Below are 20305 nucleotides of genomic sequence, written 5' to 3' on the forward strand. Positions count from 1 at the left end.
GCTCGGTATATTAATGATTTTTACAATCGTAAACGGCTGCATTCCGCATTAAATTATCAGTCCCCGATTGAATATGAGCGAATAGCAGCGTAAAAGATGGTGTGTCCGTTTTATCGGGGCAAGATCAGTGCGATTGTGAAAATGGTCAATTCCAGGTTGGTATGTATGGCAAATCTTAGATGGTTTCCGTTGTCAGAGGGTTAGAAGGCGGATAGGTCATAAGGCAGTGGTCTTCACGGAAAGGTGCGTATCGTATCATTTTTGAAGATGGAAAGTGAGATGCCAAATCTAAATGAGTCTGCTAGAAAAAATAGTAATCCAAATGGTAAATCTATTCTTGGTCATGACTATGTCAAGGGGTTGGTTGAAAAGGTGAAAGTGGGGAATATTGTTCGTATCAATTTTAGATTTTCTTCAGGATATCCACTCTGGTGAAATTACAGATAGGCCAGCTTAAGAGTAATCAGTCGTAATTGAATGGCGATTTCTGTATTCATCATTGATTGTGGTTTCTTTATGTGGTTGAGGAAGTTTAATTCCATTAGCAACATTTAAAGGAGTATTTTCGTGCTCAGGGAAGCGATCGGAAGATTTACATTGCTGTTCTTTATCAGTGTCTTTGTACTGGCGGGCTGTGGTGGAGGTGGTGGGTCTGCTGGTGGAAGTGACGATGCGGGGGCAGGTGGCGATACGGGCGGGTCGGAAGAGGCGGTTCCGCCATCGGCAGATGATCTCTCCGTTGGATTCACGCTGACAGCTCACGCAAGCAATGTGTTAATGGTGAATGCCAGTGTCACCACGGATGAAGTCTCCGATGTGTCCATCCGGTTTGAGTCAGAACAGACTGCGGTGCGCGAGACAGCTGTGTCCCAGTCTTCAAAGAATCACGATATTACCGTGGTTGGGTTAAGGCCCAATACGACTTACCTATTTAGCGCGGTGGTCAGGCTTGAGTCAGGAGAAACCATCACCAGCCAACCGTTGTCATACACGACTTCAGCCATCCCCTTCGCAGTACCAGATATGACCTTGGTCACGTCATCGGATCGTAGTTACGATGGTGTTACTTTTTTCGCGGTCGCAGAGTCAGATGCACAATTTATAGGCGTCGATGAATCCGGCATTCCGGTCTGGTATTTCCATAACGCCGACGTTCCCATGCTGGGCAGCTCACCTGCACTCAAATATCTGGGTGATGGCCGCCTGATGCTGATGTTGAGCCGTGAAGTGTGGGTTATCGATATGGCGGGTAACATTCTGTCCACGTACCAGTTGCCCAATTACCATCACGAAGCCACTATTCTACGCAATGGCAATATTATGGTGCTCACTAATGAGTACCAGGAGTTTAATGGCAATAAGCTAAAGGGCGACCGGATAAGGGAATATACTATTGCAGGTGCGCTCCTTTGGGAGTGGTCAAGCTTTGAACACCTCGATACTGATCGCTTTCCCGGTGCACTCTCAACCCGCATTCTGGAGGACGGCTCTTATGACTGGAGCCACTCTAACACTCTGTTTGAACAAGAGGATGGATCTATACTGCTCTCTGTTCGCAACCAGAGTTGGATTATTAATATAGATCACGATAGTGGGGAGATTAACTGGATACTGGGGAGCGCCGAAGGCGTCACAAGAGAATCCCTGCAGAATAAGTTTCTCACGCTCACCGGTGGCAGCTGGATGTCGGCGCAGCATACCCCGCTACAGTCGATTGACGGAGATTATTTGATTTACGATAACCGCAATGAGTCTGACTTTCCGGGCAGTACCTATAATAGTCGCGCCGTTAAATTTGAAGTCGATCTGGATAGTGGTAGCGCAACGCAAACCTGGGAATATGTAGTCGACAAATATACTCAGGCGATGGGGGATGTGGATGAGCTGCCGAATGGCAATGTTCTGATTACGGCAGGCGGTCCTGGGAGTAATGACAATGCCCATTTAATTGAGGTGTCGGCCGATAATCCTTCCCAGACCCTGTGGGAGTTGCATATAAACAACGCGACGATTTACCGGTCTGAGCGCGTTGGTTGGAACGACTTCCTTACCTTACATAATGCCGATGACTTGGATTGGAAGTTATCCGGAAAAATTACCGGCTTGCACTCGAATGGGTTATCCCTTAGTGATGGCTATGAGATGTTGTCACTGCCTGCGGGCGCGACGTCTTTTGAGTTTTCAAAGTCTCTGTCCGATGGTGAGCAATACCATGTGCAAATCATCAGTGAGCCAGAAAATCACAGCTGCATATTGGAGAATGCATCAGGCACAGTAAGTCAGAATTCGCAAACTGTTACTGTTCGCTGCAATGACTTTACTGTGAATGCGGATCTAACGCACCTGCCTATTGGCGATACGCTGATTTTTCAGCGCATACAGGGAGACGATGAGCCTGAGGTTGGCAAGTTGTGGCTGTGCCGTCTGCCGGAGGACGGGGCCGGTGCGGCGCCCTCCAGCGACTGGACCAATGCAGACGGTTCATGGAATTACATCCTCAAACCCCAGGTCGAAGGGGAGAATTACTACGATAGTGAACTCACGGTAACCCTAGATGGTGCGGGTAAGCGCATCATCACGGGCAATGCCCTGCCGACTACGCCTACCGGTACCTTTCCAGTCGAGCGCGGTACCACGGCATTTGAATACGATAAAAATCCCAATGAAATATCTTCGCATCAGGTTGAGATCATTTTTGATGCCATTCCCTCTGTGAACCCCAGGCCCAGCTGTGTTGGTTTTGGCGCGACCGGTATTTCACTGACCGGTGCGCCGATTTACCAGGGGTCGTCAACTGTTGGCACAGATGCATCAGCCTTTGAAATGCTGGACATGAGTGGTGGCCATACTGATGGTACAGAAACCTACCACTATCACTTCGTGGCCCAGCCTGTGCTTGAGGCGTTGGACCCCGACGATGGCGGTCACTCACGTTTGATGGGTTATATCCGCGATGGCTTTGGTATCTTTGGTCCTAGAGGGGAGGATGGTGAAATCCTGACATCGGCGGATCTGGACGAATGTCACGGCCATAGCCATGAGATCGAGTGGGATAATGAAATTCGTGAGATGTACCATTACCACTGGACATACGATTTCCCGTACAACGTGGGGTGTATTAAAGGTACGCCTCAGGACTTGGGTATCAATAGTAATTAAAGTTAAACAGTGGGGGAGCATAGTTAGACTTCAACGAGTGAAGGGAGGAGGGCAACTTTCATGCTCTCTTCTCTGGTAATCCGTCAGGGGGTTCGTCTCAATAGGGCATCGTTTTACGGCTAGATGATGCTGACTATTTTTTCAGCTATTCGGCTAGCTCGACGCAATTGTGAGCGAGAAACGATAAGCGATGAGTCTATTCATTACTGGCTCTCTACAGGGTTTATTCAGGCTCGAGCTCTGGTGCGGAGTGCACTATGGCTGACAATATGGTTGCTGATGAATAGACACCGCTAATCTCTGAGTATAAGGCCCCTGAGTTGGGTGTGTTCCATGGTTCATCGATTTCAGGCAGTGTCACTCGCAGTGCCGGAACGGTTGGCCAGAGCCCATTCGCAAGTTGGTTGTCCAAAAGAAATTCGGTAGCCAATGACGCAATATCCTGTCTCCGGTGAGCGGTAGAGAGCTCGAGTAAATATGCGGCATCAAGTGCAGAACGGCATTCATAGCCAGAACTTATCTTTGTTCTGCTCCATGAAAAGTCAGGTGGGGGAGTATTTAGAGTCTTCGAGGTTCTTGCCCAGGCCGCTGCGGTATACCAGCGCAAATCCCACCAGAATGCTGGCCAATTACCATCTTGAAGCCTGTCCAGTTCGACCCGCTGTAAAGCCATCGCGATTGCTGGCTTTACTGCATGGTTTGTAACAGATGGGGCTAGAGCCTGGATCGCAAGTGGTGTCACATCCGGGTGTGAATTACACCAGCTGTGCAGGCTCGGTATATCGTCGGTACGTTGGAAGGTTGAAAAGCCCCCATCGCTATTCTGAAACTCTAAAAGTTTACTGAGGATTTCCGGGTCAATTTCTCCCTTGACAGTTTCAATAAGTAGGATGGCATGCGCCGTTGAGTCGGCATCCACCGGGGACTGATCGTTGTAACCCCAGCCCGGGCGATTTTTTTCCAGCAAATAGTCACATGCTTTGTTGGTGGCTGTGGTTATATGATTGTTATTCCAGTTCTTGGGAAGCTGGCTCAATCGATAGGCGATATGAGCGGTCACCCAGTCGTCAGCTTTGCCGATGCCATCCACCTCGAAGTCGCTCCAAGAACCATCGCTATTTTGTTGCTCGAGAACCGCTGACAGAGCAGTTTGGACCGTCTTGGTTAATTTGTCCGTGTTGTTAAAAGAATTGCGACTGGTAGTAAATCTGGACCTGCAAAAAGTCGAGCCAATGCGGTGAGAGGTCATTCCAGAGGTGTAAGAAAAATAGTGGGTGATCGATGTTTTTTTATCGGTTAGCCTGATTGATAAGCTGTGATCTTGCATCTCAAGGCCAGCACTCATGGCTTTTTTTCTCAAGTCATCAATTGTGCCTTTTAGTGGTTGCTGGTAATCAGTTTTCTGATTTTGCGATAAGGCTTCGGGTGTTAACTCCAGCTTTAGGTACAGGAGCTCCCCACTGCCGCCAATCGCAACCCCCCATCCAAATGACTTGGCCGGGGCAGATATTTTAGTGTGTGTCGCGCAATAATCTTTAGCTTGATTTGCCGCGCTTTTTCCAAGAGGCTCGCAAATATACTCTATGAGGTCATATGACAAAGGTATGTTGGAGCTGAAGTAGAGTAAGTAACTGGTCTGCCTGCCAAGTCGCTTTGAAACCCCGATTAGGGTGCTGAATGATTTTACCCTCTCCACCAGTTCCGCAGAGCTATCGGTAAGTTTAGGTCCCCAAATGCCCGCTTGTCGGAGCGCTGATGGCAGTTCCCCCGATGCCCCTTCCTCTGTGGTTCCGACATATAAGCGAAATTCCGGCTGGTCTTTACCGAAGGCTGATCCGAGCGAAATTTGCCATTTGTCTCTTATATGCCCCGAGCCATCACCCAATATCTTGAGTTGTTCATTCGCCTCCACTCCTGCAGTTCCTGCCTGTGTCAATATATTGGACAAGGTATCTCTGCAACACTTGCTTCCTGGCTGTGTGGCTATTCTCAGTCTTTCGGGCGATTCACTATCCAGCGATACTAAAACCCCCAGTTCTGTGCCGCTCAGAGGGGAAAAACTCTCAAAGTAGGTGTTCTCCAGTAATTTCGCCAGCCAACCAGTGGTTGGAGGCGCCCCCAAGGCTCTGGCGCTTTCACTGATACAGCGGCTTACTCTTCTGGCAAGGTCTTGATCTTTGGCAAACATCGTGGGTCCATGTCTATATCACACGATTCCATTCCGTTGGAATTCTATGGCTAAGGTATGGGGCCGAGACTGTAGAAAAATGACTCATTGTCAGCGGCTCAAGTGATGTAGCATATCGATGCTCTGGACCTTCAACGAGTAGCCGTGCCCAGGCTTCGGAAATGGGGTGCTCAGATTCAAGCTCCATATCCAGCCACTGGCCAGAAGGGTTAACCTCCAGGAAATAGGGCGTGCCTTCGCCATTGACTTTGAAATCATAGACGCCAAACGTCAGGCCAAGTGCTTTGTGTAGTTGTAGGATTTTGCTTTCTATCGACTTAGGGCATTTACAGGGCCACATTCTTACGCCTTCTTCCATCCTTATATCGACTGAGTCAAAGTCGCCTTCATGGCTCCGCCACTCAGAGGAAAATATGCTGTTCCCAATCACAGCAATACGCAAATCGGTGCCACCTGTAATCCGCTCTTGAAAGGTTGTTGGTGCAAACTTGATTTCATGGCCCATTCTTTGAATATCAAATGATGTCAGTAGTCTGGTCGGGATGCCAAGGGAGGTGGCGCTGGCAGCATGTTTGTAGACAATCTGCTTACCTTGTTTCCATAATTTGTTGGCGAACCCTTCGATGAGCTTCTTGTCGCTCGAGATGATTGTTTCGGGAACCATTAGGCCATGTTTTTTAGCCATCCATATTTGATAGGGCTTTCTGTCCGCTTCTTCTTCACGATCAATATTGTTGTAGGTTGGGAGCGCAGAGAATAGTGCTTGAGATACGGACGTTGCAGTGCGTGAACAGAAAGTGTGAATTTCATCCGCAGTAACTTCCGGATGTATTTCAACAGCTCTTGGTCGCCGCCACCAAACCCCTGTGATTGAATCGCTGCTAACCCGTCTTGTATGTTGGCCAATATCAGTACGAATTTTATCGAGTAGCTTGCCAGCTGAGGCGCCAATGCTGCCTGCCAGAGGGGGGGATATCCCAAGATCTATCTCGCAGCTTTCTTTATCCAGTAGCCAGTTGATGGATGACGCTATGGGGTATGTCGCTATGTCAAACACAGTACATTCGACGTTTTGCTGATATAGCTGTGAAATTCTATCTTTCACAGCTATTGCATGAGCGTCGTCATAGGGGGCGATGATTAATACATTTTTCTTATTCAAGGTCCTATCCCGTCGTTTTTAAAGCGGTGTCTTGCTGCGGGTTACTATTTTCTGTCGGTGGTGGTTTTGTCATCATTGATCCAACCCCAGAACATCGCCCGGCATCGGGTATGAAACGTGCCAACTGTGCGGACTCCATAGCAGGCAAGATGTTCATCTGTGGCAACAGCAGGGGGCAGGGCATAAACAGCTGAGGGTTGTTCTTCTTCAGTTGAAAGGCCGCCGAGGCCAAATGGTCGGGCACAGCTATCACCACTGCCCGTGCCTTCGCTGGTCATGGTCAGGCGGGCCACTCTGGGTTGAAAGGTGGCCGAGATGGAGCAGTCAGGTTTTACCACTATGCGTATATAGGATCTGCCTGTGATCTCATCGGCAGCTTCCTCCAGGCTTTCAATATCTTCTTTTCTGATATCTACCACTAACCCCGGGTGCAGCTGAACTGAGATATGGCCTTTGTCTTTTTTAATCACGGAGCCTTCAAAAACGATGGGTTCTCCACTGATAAACTCACTGAGTTCCATTGCAATACCTCTTAAATAGGTTGAATTTGGTGATGGATGGGGTGGGCTCTCATCAGGCTATAAAGCGTTGGCTAAGTGTAGAAGAGTTGTGGTCTGACCTTATGGACAAGGCGTGTGTTGTGTTGTTTGTGCCTGTGTGGTGCTATTGCAGTTTGTCAGGCCGGTTGGTCAGTTATGAGCAACCGGCTGGGCGAACATGAAGCGACACGGATCGTGAATTGGCGCGTTGTGGATTTTCGCTTTGCTCGCCAGCTTTGCCGGTGCTTCTGTGTGTCTTCTAAAAGGCGCTGCGAATAGGCATTGCGAATAGCCGTTGCGAAAGGCGCTGCGAATAGCCGTTGTGAATCGGGCACATAGGGCGGGAGTGTGAATGCCTGCCAGTGGGGTTTGGGGCTGCCTGACCCGCGCTTTTCTTATTCTGTTGTATTGCTCAGCCGTTTATCGTCCCTGTTGCCGCCCCCTGCTCACATGGGATCTGCTGAATCACTGATCTGGCTGTTTTCTGGTCATCTGTTTCCCTCCAACCGCGCGGTTGCGTCCTTATTGGTGCTCTGCAACCGCTATTGCTGCCCTGCAACCGCTATTGCTGCCCTGCAACCGCTGCCTCGTTTAAAGACCCACTTTTGAGCGGGCGGCTTACTGTAAGAACGCTGTCACAAGCAATGCGATCGAGCGTGTGAAGGGCAGGGCCTGCCATTGCGCTCGCGCAACGCGGTTTTGGCGCGAATTTCCCCTCTGCTGACGCTATCTGAGCGGCCTTTCCTAGCTGCCTCGGTTGACCGCTTCGTCCGCGCTGCTATCATACCGTCCAGTTGGTTGGTTTTGACTGGAAGTCTCAGGAGAGTCACATCGCTAGGATCGATAAAGACACCATCATCCGCGCGGCGGAAGAGGTGGTGCGCGAGCGGGGGGCACGCCGGCTGACGCTGGATGCGGTGGCCGCCCAGTGTGGTTTGAGCAAAGGCGGCCTGTTGCATCACTTCCGCACCAAGCAGGCGCTGCTGCAGGCCATGCTGGAGTCGGCGATTGGTGCTGAAGCCGATCTGACCGCTGAATATTCGGTTGCGGGTGGCGAGACCAGCGGCCCGCTGGCATCCCGAATCTGCTCCGCTTTCGACATGATGGAGGACGACGAGGGCCTGCCCCGCGCCCTGATTGCGGCCGTGGCTGAAGATCCCGCATTGCTGGAGCCAATCCGGGCCCGGGAGCAAAGGGTCCGCGAGGAATTGGCGGAGAACTGCAGCGATCCCGATCTGGCCCTGTTGCTGCTATTGGCCACGCGCGGCCTCTTTTTCGGGCGGGTGCTGGGTGTGCTGGAATCCGGCGATCCCATTTTCCAGCGCCTGCGCACACGCCTGCTATCCCTTGCGGCCAACCTCGATTGAGGTCAGCCGCGGATGTCTTTTATTTCCCGTTCGAGTTTCTGGATATTGAATATGCAACATCCCGGTCATTCCCGTTTGACTCTGGTTTTACTGCTCGCTCTGACAGTGGCGCTCGCCGCCTGCTCGGATTCATCGGGCGACGATCAGCCGGCTGAACGTGTCTGGCCGGTAAAAATAGCCTCTGTTGCCGGTGCCGAGGAAATGTCTGCCCGTCAATTTGCCGGGCGGGTAATAGCGGTACAGACCCTCGACCTGTCATTTCAGGTGGGCGGTAAGCTCAAGGAGATGAAGTTCAGCGAAGGGGAGATTATTCCCAGGGGTAAGTTGATCGCAGCGCTGGATGATCAGGATTTTCGCCGCCGGGTGAGGGAGGCCACGGTGAATCTTGAGCTGCTGGCCAAGACTTTAGAGCGGCAGCGGGCACTGAAAGCGCGCAATGTGATTTCGGCCCAGCAACTGGACGAAACCCAATCCAACTACGATCTGGCAAAAGTGGCGCAGGAGAATGCCGAACAGGATCTTGCCTATACCCGTCTTACTGCGCCCTTCGATGCGCTGGTGACGCGCCAGCTGGTGGAAAATTTCACCAATGTGCAGCGGGGTGAAGGCGTTGTGCGTTTACAGGATGTGTCGGAAGTGCGCGTCCAGGTGTCTGTGCCGGAAAAACTGCTGGCCACAATCGATGCGGCCCATGTGGAATCGATCAGCGCGAGCTTTGATTTCCTGCCGGGCCGGGAATTTCCCCTGCAATATCGCCAGCACCAGGCCGAGGCCGACAGCGTGACCCAGACTTATGTCGTCGAGCTGGGTATGCCGCGCCCGCAAAATGTTCAGGTGCTGCCGGGCATGACCGCGCGGGTGAAGTTGCGGCTCAAGCAGGATCAGGATGCGCTGCGGGTGCCGCTGGCGGCCGTACAGACCAATGCCGATGGCACACCCTACGTGTGGCAAATCAACAGTGACCAGAGTGTTTCCCGTGTTGCCGTTGAGCTGGGGGGCACCGATGGCTCCTTTGTGGAAATCAATAATGGACTGCAGCCCGGCAGCAGGGTGGTTGCCGCCGGTGGGCAGCACCTCTATGAGGGGGCCCGGGTGCGCGACTATGCGGTTAACACAACGACCAATACGGCGCCTAACAACGCAGTAAACAATACAGATAAAAACACCGGTCAAGCGGGTTCCGAGAGCGGGCAGTAAGGCAGTTTTGCAGGGGGAGTCACGGTGAAAATTTCTGAAGTTTTTATCCGTCAGCCGGTCTACAGCTGGCTGCTGATGCTGACCTGTCTCTTGGGCGGTCTATGGGGAATAACCGATATCGGGCGGCTGGAAGACCCGGCGTTTACCATCAAGGAAGCGCGGATTTTTACCGCCTATCCGGGAGCCAGTGCCCGGCAGGTAGAGGAGGAGGTGACGGAAAAGCTGGAAGTGGCTATCCAGCAGCTGCCGCAACTCAAGGAGATTACCTCAACTTCACGTTCGGGCATGTCCGAAATCCGGGTCGAGATCAAGGATCATTATGATTCTAGCCAGCTGACGCAGATCTGGGACGAGCTGCGCCGCAAGGTGATAGATGTCGAGCGACACCTGCCCCGTGGTGCCAAGACTCCCGTAGTGAATGACGATTTCGGAGAGGTCTTCGGGATTTACTACGCCGTTACCGGAGAAGGCTTCTCGCATAGTGAGATACGCGAAATCAGCAAGGTGATTCGTCGCGAGTTGCTCACCGTGGAAGGCGTGGCCAAAGTTTCCCGTTCCGGCGCCATCGACGAGGTTGCCTATCTCGATATCGATGAATCGCGACTGGCACAGCTGGGATTCTCCCTGGATGACCTGTCACAGGTGCTGCAGGCAGAGAGTGCGGTGCAAAAAGTGGGTGAGATCGAAGGCAAGGATCTGCGCACCCGTATTGTGGTGGATAACCCGGCCAATGATCTGGAGAGTATCCGCAATATCCTTATTGGCGTTCCCGGCTCCACCGCCATGCTGGCGGTACGCGATATCGCTGATGTGTCTATCGGCTATGAGGAGAGCCCCGAATTTATCGCCCGCCATAATGGCCAGCCGGCCATTCTCCTTGGTATTGCCGGTGGGCAGGACACCAACATCGTGGATGTGGGTGCTGCCGTCGAGGAAAAACTGGCGCAGCTTGCCGATGGCCTGCCCCTTGGTATCGAGGTGTTCCCGATTTATGAGCAGCATCGCGTTGTCGATGAAAGCGTGGATGGCTTTTTGCTCAACCTGATCTCCTCGGTGGTGATCGTTATTCTGGTGTTATGCCTGTTTATGGGCTGGCGCTCCGGTGTGGTGGTGGGCACGGTACTGGCGCTTACCGTACTGGGTACCGTGTTCATCATGAATCTTATGGGGCTCAACCTGCAGCGGATCTCACTCGGTGCGCTGATTATTGCCATGGGCATGCTGGTGGACAATGCCATTGTGGTGGCCGAAGGCATGTTGATGGGGGTCGAAAGAAAAGAGAAGCCCAGCGATGCCGCCGCCCGGGTGGTGGGGCAAACTTTCTGGCCGCTGCTCGGGGCCACGATTATCGGCATCATGGCTTTCTCTGGTATTGGCCTTTCAGATGACTCCACCGGCGAGTTCCTGTTCTCGCTGTTTGCGGTGATCGCCATCTCCCTGCTGTTGAGCTGGATACTGGCGATCACCATCACCCCCTATCTGGGTTACCACCTGTTTAAACCCAGTAAGGACAGCGATTCCGACAACCCCTATGAGGGGCGCTTTTATCAGGTTTACGCCAGGGCGCTGTCCGGTGCCCTGCGCCATCGGGGGGCGACCATCGCGGCTTTGCTGGTGGTGACGGTTGTCAGCTACGCGGCATTTGGGTTTGTAAAACAGGGTTTTTTCCCCAATTCCAACTCCCCTCTGTTTTACGTCAACTATTTCATGCCCCAGGGCAGCGATATCAAGCGCACGGATAACGCGCTAAACGAGGCAGTCGATTTTTTCCGCGCTCAGGAGGGCGTTGTGTCGGTCACCGCCGTGGCTGGCCGCGGTGCCGATCGCTTTATGCTGACCTATGCACCGGAGCCGCCAAACCCATCCTATGGGCAATTGATTGTGCGCACCGAGACCCGCGAGCAGATTGCTGCCCTGATCGACAAGGCAAAACCGACCCTGCGGGAAAAACAGCCCGACGCCCTGATTATGTTCAAGCGCCTTGTATTCGGCCCCGGTGGCGGTGCCGATGTGGAAGTGCGTATTTCCGGGCCTGACTTCAATACGCTGCGTGCGTTGGCGGAGGAGGTGGAAGCGATTTTCCGCGGTGATGGCCTTGAGGACGTCCGCCATAACTGGCGTGGGCGCGAGCCGATTATTCGCACACACCTGGACGATGAGCGGGCCAGGTTGGCCGGTGTCAACAATGCGGATATCAGCCGAGCCGTGCAATTCGCCACCCAGGGCTATCGGGTGGGAGATTTTGAGCGGGGCGATCGTATTATTCCCATTATCGCGCGCCTGCCACAGGAAGATCGCAATCAGGTTGGCTCTCTGTCCGATCGACTGGTGTGGAGTCCCAACGAGCGTGGGTATATTCCCGCGGGGCAACTGGTGGAAAAGTTTGAAACCACCGCGGAAGAGGGCTTGGTGCAGCGACGTAATCGCGTTCCCACCATAACCATCAGCGGTGACGCTGCCGAGGGTGTCACGGCGATGGCGGCTTTCGCAGAGGTCCGCGCGAGAATCGATACGATCGAACTGCCAGCGGGCTACTCGCTGGAATACGGCGGTGAATACGAACGCTCTGGCGATGCACAGAGATCTCTGGGCAAGGGCCTGCCAATCGGCTTCCTGATTATGATTCTGGTGTCTGTGCTGTTGTTTGGCACTGTGCGCGAGCCGCTGATTATCTGGCTGGTGGTGCCCATGTCACTGGTGGGAGTTGTGGTGGGGCTGCTTTTAACTGGCCTGCCTTTTGGTTTTATGTCACTGCTTGGCGTATTGAGCCTGTCGGGGATGCTGATTAAAAATGCCGTGGTGCTGGTGGATGAAATTCAGGTGCAGACCCATGCCGGCTTGCCGCGCCTGAGCGCAATTCAGCTGGCCAGCGTGAGCCGCCTGCGGCCGGTTTCTCTCGCCGCTGTGACCACCATTCTCGGTATGTCGCCACTGTTGTTCGATGCTTTCTTCGCCGATATGGCGGTGACCATTATGGGCGGGTTGGGGTTCGCCACGGTACTGACGCTCATCGCCGTGCCGGTGCTCTATGCGGTGTTCCACCGGGTCAGAGCGGATGAGGTGGTGGAGCGATAATCAGGAAATTTCGCGCTGGGGCTTTACGGCTCCCAGCCGAAGTTTTGCAGCAGCGTGGCGAAGTCTCCCCGTGGGACTTCCCGCAACGTCAGGGTGTTGGCTGTGACAGGGTGGGGCAGTTGCAGCTCGATGGCGTGGAGTAACAGCCGCTGGCAGCCCAGATGTTCGGCAAAGAAGCGGTTGTGTGTCGACTTGCCGTATTTTGGGCAGCCGATCAGCGGGTGCGATATATGTTTGAAGTGTCTGCGGATCTGATGCCGGCGCCCGGTCTTTAATTGTATTTCCACCAGGGAGTAGCGGCTGCTGGGATAGCGGTCCACCGTATAGGGCAGCTCGATGGTGGCGAGGCGCCGGAATAGGGTGATGGCCTCCTGGCGGGGCTGGTCGGTCTTCGCTCGCTTCCTCTGGTGCTTAAAGTCATTCACCGGCGGCAGTGCATAGTCGATGACGCCTTCCGGCGGGCAGTAGCCCCGGCATACGGCGATATATTTCTTCACCGAGCTTTCACTTTCCAGCAGTGCCTGTGCCTTTGCCGCCACCTCGCTGCGTTTGGCAAAGAGGATAATTCCGGACGTGGGCTTGTCCAGCCGGTGGATGGGATACAGGTAAGTGCCTGTTGCATCGCGCAGGTATTGCAGCAGAAACCGGCTCTCGTGCCGATCAATGTTCGTGCGGTGAACCAGCCAGCCTTCCGGCTTGTAGGCGGCCACAAGGTCCGCGTCTTCATAAATGACTGTTGGTAGCTGTTCTGGAGTCTCTTCGCGGCTCTCTTCTCCGCTCTCTTCTCCGCTCTCTTCGCGGCTCTCTTTCCCGCTCTCTTCTCCGCTCTCTTCGCGATGATCTTGCCCGCTCATTTCCCGAATCTCTGCCAGAGATTCCTCGCGGTTCCCGCTGGCTGTTTTACCGGCTTGTGTCATCGATGGCCCCGGTCTTCTGTTGGCGTGTTGGCGTGTTGGCGTGTTGGCGTGTTGGCGTGTTGGCTTGTCGGTGAGGTGACTCAGGGCCACTCGAGGAGTGACTCGACATAGACCCAGCGTTTTTTGTACAGCTTGAACAGCGAAATTTCATGCAGGGCGCGCTCACTGTCGCTCTCACCATCACCATGATCATGAGCATCACGGAACCAGGCTCGGAACTCCACTATGGAGCGTTTCAAGCCCTGTTTACTGCGCACCACTTCCAGCCGGCACCACTGGGTATTGAGGTCTTCTGCATTGAGCTCCGGGCGGGTGTCCGGGTGCCAGGTCTGGCGAAGATAGGGTAGCTTGCCCATGACATAGGCGGTGTAGCGGCTGCGCATCAGTGCCTCGGCGGTTCGCGGGTAAGCTTCGCCGGAGAGATAGAGACCGCAGCAGCGCTCAAAGGGTTTTCCGCTGCTACAGGGGCATGGGGATTCTGTCATGACTTGCTCTCGGCTCTGTTCTCTGCTTCCGGTGTTTCTCGGCTGGCACAGGGGGGTACTGCCGTGACGGCTTGCCCGTTTGCCCGCCTGTGGCCGTGGCGCGCTCGGCGCGGCGCCATTCTGCGGCAGGGGGAATAAAATCTCCAGATTCAATCTGCACAGGTCACTTTCTCCCAGGTCACTTTCTCCCAGGTCACTTTCTCCCAGGCCGCTTTCTTCCAGGTCACTTTCTTGCAGGCCACTTTCTTACAGGTCTGCAGACAGGTTTGCCTGCAGTCCACCATGGGATATCCTCCGGGTCGATTGGGATTCCGCTTGCAGCAGTCTGAACAACAGCAGTTTGCAACAGAAGTTAGCAACAGTAGCTAGTAACAGTAGCTGAAGAACCCGCAGAGAAAAATAATCATGCTCAAGAGCAGGCGCAGAATGCTTACCTCTGTTTTTTTCATATTTTGCGCAACCCTGTGCTCCACAGCCGGTGCCTATCTCCCTGCGGGCTCCGCGCAGCTGATCACCACCCTGCCAGCGGCGCCCTGTGAGCAGCTGTGGCATGGGTGGCAGCTCCCTCCGAAGCGGTGCTCAGAGTGATTCGCCCAGAGCTGATCAGGTTGTTGCTGGCGCTCCCCCTCTTTTTGTCCGGCACTGTGGCCATGGCTGGCAGTATTGAGTGGCAAGTTGAGAGCCCGCGCTGGTCTATCGGCGCGCTGAAGAGCCAGTTGCGGGAGCACGGGGCTGGGCACGAGACGGAGCGGGGCTCTGAGAGTGCCGGGGTTCTGCTGGTGCTGTTTCCGGGTTACTCGGTACGGCGCCCCTGGGCCGAACAGTGGGCCGAGGCGATCGCCGCGAATCGCGAGGGTGGCAGGCTGTCTCAGGTCTGGGTGTTTGCCGGCCCGGAGACCGTCTTTTATGAGTCCCGCGAGCTGCCGGTGTCGGCCAGCCTCGACCGATTGCACAAGGGCAGGGCTTTCGATCGAATTTTACTGGTCGCCCATTCCAGTGGCAGTTTTCCGGCACACCTCTGGCTGAACCATTGGTCTTCACGGGAGCTATTAGCGCAGCGCTACCGGGCGCGCATCGATTATGTGAATCTCGATGGCGGCAGCGGAGAGGGGCTCGCCGGTGGCGACCTCGCCCTCGGTGAAGAGGCTCTGGCCCTGGCCGGGAATTGGCTGGCGGTGTCGGTGCGCGATAGTGCCACGGGCAGCTATTCCGCCAATCACGAAGATATGCTCGCCCTGGCCGCAAAACACCCGCAGCAGTTTGCTCACCGTCTGCTTGAGGCGGAGTCCGGATGCGCGCCCGCAGCCGAGTGGTGCCTGCACGATGTGCCCATCAATCGCCGGCCCCATAATCGCGAGACTTTTGACCTGGAGCGAGATTACACAGAATTCGGCACCGAGCACCCGGTGAATACCGACTGGTGGCCGATAGTCGCAGAATAAGCGCATATATCGTCAGGCCCGATAGATTCTATCGACGGGATTGGGTTGGCTATTGTGTGGCTGTCGAATGTTTATTGAGGGCTTGTTTTAGCGACGCCTCTCCGCTGGTCATCTCAACTTTCCCTGTCCAATTTTCTCTCAACACCACTTCCGGCCTATCGGTTATTGCATTTACTTATTGCATCTGCTGCAGGAGTTATGGAATATTTTATTCCTCGAGCCTTTTGATCAACCAATAATGCGAAGAGTGTGAAGTATGGCCAGACAATTTTCTCTGCTGCTGGGGGTATTCCTTACCCTGTGCAGCTCCCCGCTATTGGCGGCAGCCGGAGGCAAGACCTATCTGGACTACAAGGTTCCGGGGCTCGACAAGCCGGTAATTCGGCAGGCGGATATATTGCCGCTGATTCAGGAGTTGCGGCAGTCGCCGCTGCTGCGCGTTGAGGAGATCGCACATTCCTACGAAGGGCGCCCCATTGTCAGCATCGCCATTGGTGAGGGGGAGACACGTGTGATGATGTGGTCGCAGATGCATGGCGACGAACCCACGGCCACGCCGGCGCTGTTCGACCTGATCGCTTATATCAGCGCACCGGAGCAGGCCGAGTGGCGCGAGGGCTGGATGGATGACCTGACCCTGGTGATGGTGCCCATGCTCAACCCCGACGGTGCCGAGCGCAATACCCGTCACAATGCACAGAGCTTTGATGTCAACCGCGATGCCAAGGCGCTGCAATCTCCGGAAGGGCGTGCGCTGATGAGCCTGGCCAAATCTTTCCAGCCGGATTTCGGTTTCAACCTGCACGACCAGGGCCGTGACTATGGGGTTGGCTACACCGATAAGATGGCGACGATTTCGGTACTGGCTCCGGCTTACAATGAAGCCCGTGAAATCAATGCGAGCCGCGAACGGGCCATGAAGCTGATTGGTCAGCTGGTGCAGCGGATTGATCCCTTTATCGGCGATCACATCGCCAAATATGATGACACTTATGCCTGGCGCGCCTTCGGCGATACCTTTTCCGAAATGGGGATCAGCACCATCCTGATCGAGTCGGGCGCGCACCCCAACGATCCCCATCGCCAGGTCGCCCGCCACATGAATTTTGAAATGCTGGTGGCGGCCATCGACAGCATTGCCAGTGGCAGCTATGAGTCTGTTTCCGCCGAAATTTATGAGGAGATTCCTTTTAATGAGGGCGATGCGTTTGTCGATGTGAAGATCGGCAATATCCGTGCTGGCGAAGGCAATAATGGTTATCGGGCGGATATCGCCATTAATCGCCGTTATGGCTCGGTGAATGTGATTGATGTCGGTGACCTCTCCAATCTGTACGGCGCCATCAGTTTCGATGCCGGGGGCAAGCGCTATCAGGCGCCCAAAGCCTACGCTTTGCGTGAAACCCTGACATTGACCGACCAGCGTTACCTGGAACTGTTGCGCCGTGGCTACGGCTACTTTGTCGGGGATGATGCACTGCTGGTGAAGGAAACCCGTCTGCCGGTGGTCCTGAACCCCGCCAACCCCCAGGGAGAGAGGCCGGCGCGACGGCAAAACGCCACCTTCTTCCTCAGTGATGACGCGGGGGCAAAGGTTGCCGTGCTGAATGGTGCCCTGGTCGACCTGCGCAAAGGCGATCTATTGCGTGTAGCCGCTGACTGATTTTCCTTGTCCGGGGCCAGCAGGCCCCGGTTCTCTGTTTTTTGCTCTCACTTTCACTTTCACTTTCACTTTCACTTTTACTTCTCTCATTTTCACCTTAGCCGCTCCGTTTACTTCACCCCGCCCTATATCTTTTCTCAATCCGGCGTTTGAGCTCATTGATGGCCGCTCGCAACCATCGGCCGTATCGATGGCTCTAAACTGTCTCCCTCCGCTGTCTTCCCTACACTGTCGAACATCGCAAGTTTCGCCACGCTATTACCGTGGCTGTACAGGAGCCGTTCGCATGACGAACCACAAACAAATCTGGGAAGCGGACAAGCGCCATTGGATGCACCCATGGACCCACTTCGAGTCATTTCAGCAGGAGGGCTCGCTGATCCTGTCCCGCGCCAGGGGCAGCCGGCTCTGGGACAGTAACGCCAACAGTTACTTCGATGCGGTGGGAGGCCTCTGGTGCACGAATATTGGCCTGGGCCGCGAAGAGATGGCGGAAACCATCGCCGAGCAGGTGCGCCAGCTGGCCTATGCCAATCCATTCGTGGATATGGCCAATGAACCGGCAGTCGCACTGGCGGAGAAGCTGGCGCAACTGGCCCCGGGGGATATCAATCGGGTGTTTTTCACCTGCGGCGGCTCGACCGCTGTGGATACCGCTTTCCGGTTAATCCACTTCTATCAGAACTGCCGGGGCATGCCACACAAGAAACACATAATTGCCCGTCGCGGGGGCTATCACGGCAGTACCTACGCGGCCATGTCCATTACCGGAAAGAGCGGCGACAGGATCGCCGAGTTCGATTACATCAGCGATACCATCCACCATCTTTCCTGCCCGAATTACTATCGCGCGCCGGAGGGTATGGATGAGCAGCAGTTCTGTGATTCCCTGGTGGAGGAATTCCAACAGAAAATCGACCAGCTTGGCGCGGATAAAATTGCGGCGTTTTTCGCCGAGCCGATTCTCGGTTCCGGCGGTGTGATCGTGCCGCCGGCGGACTACAACCGGCGCATGTGGGAGCTGTGCAAGGCGAATGACATTCTCTATGTGGCCGATGAGGTGGTCACCGCATTCGGCCGGGTCGGGCACTGGTTTGCTTGCGAGGAAATGTTTGGCGTCCAGCCGGACATTATCACCTGTGCCAAGGGATTAACCTCGGGCTATCTGCCCCTCGGCGCGACCCTTTTTTCCGACCGTATTTACGAGGTGATTTCCTCCGGTGACAGTGACCGCTATTTCGCCAGCGGCTTTACCTATTCTGGCCACCCGGTCGCCTGCGCCGCCGCACTGAAAAATATCGAAATTATCGAGCGGGAAAACCTGCTGCAGCGGGTGGTAAAAGTGGGGGCTTATTTCGAGGAGCGCCTGCAGACCCTGCGGGAGCTGCCCCTGGTGGGCGATGTGCGTGGCAAGCGCTTCATGATGTGTGTCGAGAATGTGCGCGACAAGAATACCCGCGAAGTATTCCCGGACAGTCTCAACATCGGCAAGTGGATCTCCGACCGCGCCGAAGAGGCGGGGCTGATCGTGCGCCCCATCGTGCACCTGAATGTCATGTCACCGCCGCTGACGATGGATTATCAGGAGGTGGACTTTGTAGTGGAAAGGCTGGGGCAGGCTATTTTACAGACCCACAGCGATCTGGTGGCCGAGGGCCACCTGCCAGCGCCGTCAGGCGCGGTGGCAGGCGCAATATCGGGTTCAGCTTCGGCTTCCATAGCGGGCTCGCTGCCTGCTTAGCCTGATCCCGCCACTCAGGCGGGTTCTGCTTGCGCGGAGGCCAGCACCGCGGAGATTTCGTCGATCAGGCTCTGCCCGGCAGGGCCCAGAGCCTTGCGGCGGGACCAGATAAGATCGGTGCCGTAAGGGTAGGGGGTCAGCTGGAAGTCCGTCGGCAGGACCCTGATGCTGCCGGCTTGCAGATGCGGCCTGGCGATATGCATGGGCACGAACGCCCAGCCCAGCCCGGCGGTCAGCAGGCTCATAAACAGGGAGTAGCTCTCCAGATACCAGATGCGATCGCTGAGGTCGTTTTCGGGCAGGGAACCCATTTCAGCGGAGTTGCTGATGCGCAGATGCAGGTGGTTGTGCAGGTCCTGGCTTGAGACGGATTCCAGTTGCGCCATAGGGTGCTGAACCCCGGCCACCAGCACAAAACTGCAGCTGCCCACGCCGCGGAAGTCGAAGTCCTCCGGGTAGTCTCCCCGACTGAGGACAATGCCGATATCGGCTGTGCCTTCACGAACCATTTTCGACGCGGAGTCACCAGAGGCATGCAGGAGGTGCAGGGAGACGGTGGCGTAGCGCTGGTAGAAAGGTGCCAGGCTTAGCGCCAGTTGCTGCAGGTTGATGGCCGACTCATCGATGGCAAGTGTGATCGACTCTTCAAGCCCGGCGTTGAGGCTGCGGCTCTTGGCTTCAAAGCGCGAGTAGGAATTCAGCAGCGCCCGCACATCCTGCAGCAGTGCGCGGCCCTGGGCCGTGAGCTTGGGCTCGCGACCGGCGCGGTCAAAGAGTTGCAGGCCGGTATCGATCTCGAGATTGCTGATCAGACCGGAGACGGTGGACTGGGCTTTGCCCAGGCTGCGGGCGGCGGCGGAAAAGGAACCGCTGCGGGCGGCGGCCTCGAAGGCCTCGAGCTGTTCCGGGGCGATAAAGAAACGGGATTCCATCGGGTACTCCATACAACATTATTCTGATACCTGCCGCCCAGCGGGATCTCTAGCTGGCATCGGCACTGCCGATGGGTTTGACTGTATCAGCCCTGCAGGGTCGAGAAAAGTGTCCTCGCATTTATCGAGTCGGTTGCAGAATCCCCAACTTTTTATCCGCTGACTTGCTGATGAAGCCAGTTTCCACTGGCTTCACTGAGTAAAAAGATTGTTGACTCAAAAGGCTCTTGTGCCCCGATTGGGGGCCAAATGGCGGAATCCCGTCTTGCCGCTGCGCCAGCCCGGTGCGCAACCCATCGCGAACCGCCAGTCACATTCCATTTATCGGCTGTGCCGATGGTTGATATTTTTTGATTGCAGAACTCCTGCGCGAAGCTCTGGGCCAAGGGGCGAGGAAGTTGTGCACCCAGTTAAGGCTCAAATAATTAGAAAGGAAAA

General features: G+C 55.0%; 14 protein-coding genes. 7 read left to right on the forward strand and 7 right to left on the reverse strand.

The features are described 5' to 3' along the window. Nucleotides 1–567 precede the first annotated feature (567 nt). Nucleotides 568–3159, forward strand: a complete 2592-nt coding sequence (locus ABEA58_RS04825) for an aryl-sulfate sulfotransferase (protein ID WP_345549374.1) — start codon at nucleotides 568–570, stop codon at nucleotides 3157–3159. A 223-nt stretch (nucleotides 3160–3382) separates the two neighbouring features. Here ABEA58_RS04825 and ABEA58_RS04830 read toward each other — a convergent pair whose 3' ends face one another. From ABEA58_RS04830 to ABEA58_RS04840, 3 genes are read right to left on the reverse strand one after another with little or no spacing between them, the layout of a single operon-like run. Further along, a complete protein-coding gene (locus ABEA58_RS04830; protein WP_345549375.1) occupies nucleotides 3383–5347 on the reverse strand; it encodes a prenyltransferase/squalene oxidase repeat-containing protein in 1965 nt (654 codons plus the stop codon). A 13-nt stretch (nucleotides 5348–5360) separates the two neighbouring features. Next, on the reverse strand, nucleotides 5361–6509 hold the full coding sequence (locus ABEA58_RS04835) for an MvdC/MvdD family ATP grasp protein (protein ID WP_345549376.1): 1149 nt from the start codon (nucleotides 6507–6509) through the stop codon (nucleotides 5361–5363). A gap of 44 nt (nucleotides 6510–6553) precedes the next feature. After that, the gene (locus ABEA58_RS04840; protein WP_345549377.1) at nucleotides 6554–7030 is read right to left on the reverse strand and encodes a hypothetical protein; all 477 of its coding nucleotides are present in this window, start codon (nucleotides 7028–7030) and stop codon (nucleotides 6554–6556) included. Nucleotides 7031–7842: 812 nt separating this feature from the next. On the opposite strand from ABEA58_RS04840, the gene ABEA58_RS04845 reads away from it, so the two are divergent. The 3 genes from ABEA58_RS04845 to ABEA58_RS04855 are packed head-to-tail and all read left to right on the forward strand — an operon-like array spanning nucleotide 7843 to nucleotide 12687. Continuing rightward, the gene (locus tag ABEA58_RS04845; protein ID WP_345549378.1) at nucleotides 7843–8415 is read left to right on the forward strand and encodes a TetR/AcrR family transcriptional regulator; all 573 of its coding nucleotides are present in this window, start codon (nucleotides 7843–7845) and stop codon (nucleotides 8413–8415) included. Nucleotides 8416–8427: 12 nt separating this feature from the next. Next, nucleotides 8428–9612, forward strand: a complete 1185-nt coding sequence (locus ABEA58_RS04850) for an efflux RND transporter periplasmic adaptor subunit (RefSeq protein ID WP_345549379.1) — start codon at nucleotides 8428–8430, stop codon at nucleotides 9610–9612. Nucleotides 9613–9636: 24 nt separating this feature from the next. After that, the gene (locus tag ABEA58_RS04855; RefSeq protein ID WP_345549381.1) at nucleotides 9637–12687 is read left to right on the forward strand and encodes an efflux RND transporter permease subunit; all 3051 of its coding nucleotides are present in this window, start codon (nucleotides 9637–9639) and stop codon (nucleotides 12685–12687) included. A 23-nt stretch (nucleotides 12688–12710) separates the two neighbouring features. Here the strand turns inward: ABEA58_RS04855 and ABEA58_RS04860 are convergent, their stop codons facing one another. The 3 genes from ABEA58_RS04860 to ABEA58_RS04870 all read right to left on the reverse strand — a co-directional run bounded on the left by ABEA58_RS04860 (nucleotide 12711) and on the right by ABEA58_RS04870 (nucleotide 14373). Next, nucleotides 12711–13541: a pseudouridine synthase gene (locus ABEA58_RS04860; protein WP_345549383.1), complete on the reverse strand. Its 831-nt coding sequence runs from the start codon at nucleotides 13539–13541 to the stop codon at nucleotides 12711–12713. 143 nt (nucleotides 13542–13684) lie between these two features. Beyond that, nucleotides 13685–14089 (reverse strand): YchJ family protein, encoded by a 405-nt coding sequence (locus ABEA58_RS04865; protein WP_345549385.1) that lies wholly within the window; start codon nucleotides 14087–14089, stop codon nucleotides 13685–13687. 149 nt (nucleotides 14090–14238) lie between these two features. Beyond that, entirely contained in the window at nucleotides 14239–14373 is a 135-nt protein-coding gene (locus ABEA58_RS04870) for a hypothetical protein (protein ID WP_345549387.1), read from the reverse strand. Between the two features lie 366 nt (nucleotides 14374–14739). Here ABEA58_RS04870 and ABEA58_RS04875 point away from each other — a divergent pair, with 366 nt between their 5' ends. From ABEA58_RS04875 to ABEA58_RS04885, 3 genes are all read left to right on the forward strand, one after another. Then, nucleotides 14740–15531 carry a hypothetical protein gene (locus ABEA58_RS04875; RefSeq protein WP_345549389.1) on the forward strand — a complete coding sequence of 264 codons (792 nt, stop codon included), beginning with the start codon at nucleotides 14740–14742 and terminating at the stop codon, nucleotides 15529–15531. A 256-nt stretch (nucleotides 15532–15787) separates the two neighbouring features. Then, the gene (locus ABEA58_RS04880; protein WP_345549391.1) at nucleotides 15788–17194 is read left to right on the forward strand and encodes a M14 family metallopeptidase; all 1407 of its coding nucleotides are present in this window, start codon (nucleotides 15788–15790) and stop codon (nucleotides 17192–17194) included. Between the two features lie 286 nt (nucleotides 17195–17480). Beyond that, nucleotides 17481–18935, forward strand: a complete 1455-nt coding sequence (locus ABEA58_RS04885; RefSeq protein ID WP_345549393.1) for an aminotransferase — start codon at nucleotides 17481–17483, stop codon at nucleotides 18933–18935. 14 nt (nucleotides 18936–18949) lie between these two features. Here ABEA58_RS04885 and ABEA58_RS04890 read toward each other — a convergent pair whose 3' ends face one another. After that, entirely contained in the window at nucleotides 18950–19867 is a 918-nt protein-coding gene (locus ABEA58_RS04890) for a LysR family transcriptional regulator (protein WP_345549394.1), read from the reverse strand. Nucleotides 19868–20305: the final 438 nt, after the last annotated feature.

It is taken from the genome of Microbulbifer aestuariivivens (assembly GCF_039545115.1).
GTDB classification, from domain to species: Bacteria; Pseudomonadota; Gammaproteobacteria; order Pseudomonadales; family Cellvibrionaceae; genus Microbulbifer; species Microbulbifer aestuariivivens.

Bases quoted from the DNA above. Each gene is read 5' to 3' on its own strand.
- ABEA58_RS04875 (WP_345549389.1), top strand. From the start codon at position 14,740: ATGGCTGGCAGTATTGAGTGGCAAGTTGAGAGCCCGCGCTGGTCTATC.
- ABEA58_RS04850 (WP_345549379.1), top strand. From the start codon at position 8,428: ATGTCTTTTATTTCCCGTTCGAGTTTCTGGATATTGAATATGCAACAT.
- ABEA58_RS04860 (WP_345549383.1), bottom strand. From the start codon at position 13,541: ATGAGCGGGCAAGATCATCGCGAAGAGAGCGGAGAAGAGAGCGGGAAA.
- ABEA58_RS04830 (WP_345549375.1), bottom strand. From the start codon at position 5,347: ATGTTTGCCAAAGATCAAGACCTTGCCAGAAGAGTAAGCCGCTGTATC.
- ABEA58_RS04885 (WP_345549393.1), top strand. From the start codon at position 17,481: ATGACGAACCACAAACAAATCTGGGAAGCGGACAAGCGCCATTGGATG.
- ABEA58_RS04865 (WP_345549385.1), bottom strand. From the start codon at position 14,089: ATGACAGAATCCCCATGCCCCTGTAGCAGCGGAAAACCCTTTGAGCGC.
- ABEA58_RS04890 (WP_345549394.1), bottom strand. From the start codon at position 19,867: ATGGAATCCCGTTTCTTTATCGCCCCGGAACAGCTCGAGGCCTTCGAG.
- ABEA58_RS04840 (WP_345549377.1), bottom strand. From the start codon at position 7,030: ATGGAACTCAGTGAGTTTATCAGTGGAGAACCCATCGTTTTTGAAGGC.
- ABEA58_RS04880 (WP_345549391.1), top strand. From the start codon at position 15,788: ATGGCCAGACAATTTTCTCTGCTGCTGGGGGTATTCCTTACCCTGTGC.
- ABEA58_RS04870 (WP_345549387.1), bottom strand. From the start codon at position 14,373: ATGGTGGACTGCAGGCAAACCTGTCTGCAGACCTGTAAGAAAGTGGCC.